The organism is Kitasatospora sp. MY 5-36 (assembly GCF_001182915.1).
Classification (GTDB): Bacteria; Actinomycetota; Actinomycetes; order Streptomycetales; family Streptomycetaceae; genus Kitasatospora.
In genome coordinates this window covers 1-4,722 of sequence record NZ_LFVW01000766.1, presented here as the reverse complement: position 1 = coordinate 4,722, position 4,722 = coordinate 1, and the positions used below count along the sequence as shown (strand labels likewise).

The 4,722-nt window shown below is 75.9% G+C and carries 3 protein-coding genes and 1 pseudogene; 3 read left to right on the top strand and 1 reads right to left on the bottom strand.

Features of this window, described 5'->3' with window-relative positions; genetic code table 11:
- Positions 1–107 precede the first annotated feature (107 nt).
- The 3 genes and pseudogenes from AE652_RS35540 (at position 108) to AE652_RS35530 (ending at position 3,730) form a co-directional block, all read left to right on the top strand.
- Positions 108–1,631, top strand: coding sequence for an NAD(P)/FAD-dependent oxidoreductase (locus AE652_RS35540; RefSeq protein ID WP_199823196.1), 1,524 nt, complete (start codon positions 108–110; stop codon positions 1,629–1,631).
- A gap of 129 nt (positions 1,632–1,760) precedes the next feature.
- A pseudogene (locus tag AE652_RS35535) lies at positions 1,761–2,856 on the top strand (WD40/YVTN/BNR-like repeat-containing protein).
- A gap of 124 nt (positions 2,857–2,980) precedes the next feature.
- Positions 2,981–3,730, top strand: coding sequence for a GNAT family N-acetyltransferase (locus tag AE652_RS35530; RefSeq protein ID WP_049659128.1), 750 nt, complete (start codon positions 2,981–2,983; stop codon positions 3,728–3,730).
- A gap of 90 nt (positions 3,731–3,820) precedes the next feature.
- Here the strand turns inward: AE652_RS35530 and AE652_RS35525 are convergent.
- Positions 3,821–4,722: DUF4436 family protein (locus AE652_RS35525; RefSeq protein ID WP_049659127.1), on the bottom strand; the 902-nt coding region annotated here is incomplete at its 5' end.

Here is a 4,722-nt window from a genome sequence, read left to right as displayed (position 1 = left end):
GGCGGGCCCGGGGTCGGGCGCGACCGGCCGCTCGACACCCGTGGGCGCACGCCCGCCGCCCCCGCCCGGCGGGCCGGGGCGGCCATCGAGACGACGGAGGACAGGGCATGACCAGCACCGCCGAGGAGTACGACGTCATCGTCCTGGGGGCCGGTCCGACCGGCGAGAACGTGGCCGACCGGACGGTCGCCGCCGGGCTGCGCACCGTGATCGTGGAGGCCGAGCTGGTCGGCGGCGAGTGCTCGTACTGGGCCTGCATGCCGAGCAAGGCGCTGCTGCGGCCGGTGGCCGCGCTGGCCGACGCCCGCGCGGTGGCCGGCTCCCGGGAGGCGGTCGGCGACCGGCGACTGGACCCGGCCGCGGTGCTGGCCCGGCGGAACTCCTTCACCTCCGACTGGAAGGACGACGGCCAGGTGGAGTGGCTGCGGGACACCGGCATCGAGCTGGTGCGCGGCCACGGCCGGCTGGCCGGGGTGCGGACGGTGACGGTGGAGGCCGAGGACGGCAGCGAGCGGGTGCTCACCGCCCGGCACGCCGTCGCGGTGTGCACCGGCAGCCGCCCGGTGCTGCCCGCGCACGTGCCGGGGCTCGCCGAGGCCCACCCGTGGACCAACCGGGAGGCGACCGGGTCGCAGACCGTCCCCGGGCGGCTGGCGGTGGTCGGCGGCGGGGTGGTCGGGGTGGAGATGGCCGCCGCCTGGCGGGCGCTCGGCTCCGAGGTGGTGCTGCTGGTCCGCGGTGACGGGCTGCTGCCGCGGATGGAGCCGTTCGCGGGCGAGCTGGTCGCGGAGGGCCTGCGGGCGGCCGGGGTGGACCTCCGCTTCGGCACCGAGGTCACCGCGCTGGAGCGGGCGGACGGCTCCGGGCCGGTGACCCTCACCCTCGCCGCCCGGGACGGCCGGAACGGGGACGGAAAGGGCGGGGACGGCCAGCACGAAGACGGCCAGGGCGGGACCGGGACGCTGACCGTCGACGAGGTGCTGTACGCGACCGGCCGGGCCCCGCGCACCGCCGACATCGGGCTGGAGCAGGTCGGCCTGAAGCCGGGCGGCTGGCTGGAGGTGGACGACAGCTGCACGGTGCTCGGCGTGGACGGCGCGGAGGGTGTGGACGGCGCGTGGCTCTACGCCGTCGGGGACGTCAACCACCGGGCGCTGCTCACCCACCAGGGCAAGTACCAGGCCCGGATCACCGGCGCGGCGATCGCCGCCCGCGCCGAGGGGCGCCCGCTGGACACCTCGCGCTGGGGCGCGCACTCCGCGTCCGCCGACCTGGCGGGCGCGCCCCAGGTGGTGTTCACCCAGCCCGAGGTCGCCGCCGTCGGCCTGACCCGGGCCGCCGCCGAGGCCGCCGGACTGCGGGTGCGGACCGTCGACCACGAGATCGGCTCCGTCGCCGGGGCCTCGCTGTACGCCGACGACTACCGCGGCCGGGCCCGGGTGGTCTTCGACCTGGACCGGCAGGTGATCGTCGGCGCCTTCCTGGTCGGCCCCGGGGTCGCCGAACTGCTGCACTCGGCGACCGTCGCGGTGGTCGGCGAGGTGCCGATCGACCGGCTCTGGCACGCGGTGCCCTCGTACCCGACGATCAGCGAGGTCTGGCTGCGGCTGCTGGAGGACTGCCGGGGGTAGCGGCACCCCCGGCACGGACGGCCCCCCGGGCGGTCGGCGCGGCGAGATGTGACCACCGGTGGACGGCGGGACACTGGCACTCGGGGGCCGTCCCGGGGGGCCGTTGCTCGTGACCAGGTGGTGTGAGACATGACCGAGGTGCTGTTGGCCGTCGGAACCGAGAAGGGCCTCTTTCTCGGCCGCAGCCGCGACCGGCTGACGTGGGAGTTCAGCGGGCCGCACTTCCCGATGAACGCGATCTACTCCGTCTCCGTCGACCGCCGCGACGGCCGGACCAGAGTGCTGGCCGGCGCCGACAGCAGCCACTGGGGGCCGTCGATCTGGCGCTCCGACGACCTCGGCGCGAGCTGGTACGAGCCCCCGCGGCCGGCCATCCGCTTCCCGGAGTCCACCGGCGCCTCGCTCACCCGGGTCTGGCAGCTCCAGCCAGCCGGGGCGGAGGCCCCCGGGCGTCGTCTACGCGGGCACCGAGCCCGCCGCGCTGTTCCGCTCCACCGACGGCGGCGAGACCTTCGCGCTGGTCGAGGCGCTCTGGAACCACCCGCAGCGGCCGCAGTGGGGCGCCGGCTACGGCGGCCAGGGCCTGCACACGATCCTGACCGACCCGCGCGACCCGCAGCGGCTGCTGGTCGCCGTCTCCAGCGGCGGCGTCTACCGCAGCAAGGACGGCGGCGACAGCTGGCAGCCCTCCAACACCGGCCTGCGCGCCGAGTTCTTCCCGGAGGAGAGCCAGTACCCGGAGTTCGGCCAGTGCGTGCACAAGATCGCCCCGGACCCGGTCCACCCGGACCGGCTCTACCTCCAGAACCACGGCGGCGTCTACCGCAGCGACGACTGGGGCGCGAGCTGGCGCTCGATCGTGGACGGCCTGCCCGCCGAGTTCGGCTTCGCCGTGGCCGCCCACCCCCGCCGGGCCGACACCGCCTACGTCTTCCCGCTCGGCGGCTCGGACGACCGCATCCCGCCCGGCCGCCGCTGCCGGGTCTTCCGCACCACCGACGCCGGCACCAGCTGGCAGCAGCTCGCCCACGGCCTGCCCGGCGAGGACCACTACGGCATCGTGCTGCGCGACGCCCTGCGCACCGACGACGCCGACCCGGCCGGGATCTACTTCGGCAACCGGACCGGCGACGTGTACGGCAGCCGGGACGAGGGCGAGAGCTGGTCCCTGCTGGTCTCCCACCTGCCGGACGTGCTCTGCGTCCGGGCGGCGGTGGTGGCCTGACCCGGTGGCTGCCTGATGCGGTGCCGGCCCGACGCGGTGGTGGCCGGAAATAACCGGTTGCCGGACGGCGGGGCCTCGGTGAACATGGCCGCCGACGAACGATCACGCGATTGTGGGGTGGGCCATGGCCGAGGACTGGGTGGTCAGGCGGGGTACCGACGGCGAGCCGGTGCTGCGCTACCTGCTGGACGAGCGGGAGGGCCGGCCCTGGGCCGACCTGCTGGAGGTCCTGGACGAGTCGGTGGACGCCGCCGCGTTCGTCCGGGCCGAGCTGCCCGGCTGGGTGGTCTCCGGCCCGCCCGGGCTCGGGCAGGAGCTGGTGGCGCACGGCGCGCGGGTGCTGCGGCACGCCCACACCTTCCGCCGCGACCTGCGCGCCGACCCCCCGCCCGCCGACTGGGCCGGTACGCCGCTGCGCGAGGGCCTGCGCGCGGTGCCCTGCGACCGCGCGCCCGAGGAGCTGTACGAGGCCTGGCGGGCCGCCTTCGCCCCCGACCACGTCGACTTCTACCCGGGTGAGGACGCCCGGGTGGTGGCCGAGCGGATCACCCCGCTGCTGGAGGGCGAGGTCATCGGCCCGGTGCTGCCGTCCAGCCTGCTCGCCGTGGACGCCGAGGACCGCGTGGTCGCCGGGCTGATCCTCACCGACCGCGACGGCCTGCCCTGGATCGGCGACGTCTTCCGCCACCCGGAGCGCGGCTACCGCGGCCTCGGAGCCGACCTGCTGCGCCGCGCCGTCGGGGACGCCGCCGAGCGCGGGCTCGCGGACGTGACGCTGGTGGTGTCCGAGGGCAACCCGGCCCGCCGGGTCTACGAGTCGCTGGGCTTCCAGCTCCAGGAGACGTCGCTGACGGTGGTCGTGCCCGACGCCTGAACCCCTGAGCCTCCGGGCCTCCGAACCCCTGAACCCCTGAACCCCTGAGCCGAGTGGCCGGGCCGCCGGACACGTGCGCCCGGGCACCCGCTACTCCCGGTGCCCGCCCTCGATCCGGGCGCCGCGCACCACGACCATGGTCAGGCCGACCGCGACCAGCAGCTCCGCCCAGAAGAACGCCGCGTAGTCCAGCAGCGAACCGATCGGCGGGCTGCCGGGCGCGGCGTTGCGCATGCCGACCAGGGCGAACAGCGTGGCCGCCATCCAGCCGAGGGCGGGCCAGACGATGCCGCGCCGCTGGCGGACGATCAGCCAGGCCGCCACCAGCACGGACAGCGCCAGCGCCCACATCGCGGCCATCATGAACCAGGCCAGGATGAAGGTGCTGCGCGAGCGGCTGATCCGCTCGGTCACCACGACGGCGCCGCCCTCGCTCTGCTGCTCGGCCTGCTTGAAGACGAAGAAGGGGTCGGCCTCCTCCACGCCGATCACCACCGGGACGGGCTGCCCGCCGGCGGTGGCCTGGAAGCCGATCAGCGCGTGGTAGTGGTCGAAGGGGTAGTCGGTGACCCGGCCGTCGAGGAGGCTGAACGCCACCGCGCCGGAGGCAACCTGCTGCCCGGCCGGGTACCTGAGCACGGTCTGCTCCAGCGAGGTGGTCTCCAGCACCACGTCCCGGGCCGGGACCAGCAGGCTGTCCGGCTGCTCCAGGGCGCCGTGCGGGTGGACCAGGACCTTCGCCGTGAGCGTCTGCGCCGCCGCGTCCACCCGCTGGAGCGTCACGTCGACCTCCAGGAAGTCCGGGCCGGGCACCGTCCCGACCACCTGGACGCGGCCGCGGCTGGAGCGTTCGTCGAGGTAGAGCAGCAGCCCGGCGACGACGGACAGCACGATCGCCGCCACCACGGCGTACGCGCGCCAGGGCCTGACCTTCGGCCGGGGCGCGGTGCCCGCGCCGCGCGCCCGGGCGTGGACGCGGACCCGCGGCCGGG

Excerpts from the sequence above, each read along its gene's own strand:
- AE652_RS35540 (WP_199823196.1), top strand. The coding sequence starts at position 108 with ATGACCAGCACCGCCGAGGAGTACGACGTCATCGTCCTGGGGGCCGGT.
- AE652_RS35530 (WP_049659128.1), top strand. The coding sequence starts at position 2,981 with ATGGCCGAGGACTGGGTGGTCAGGCGGGGTACCGACGGCGAGCCGGTG.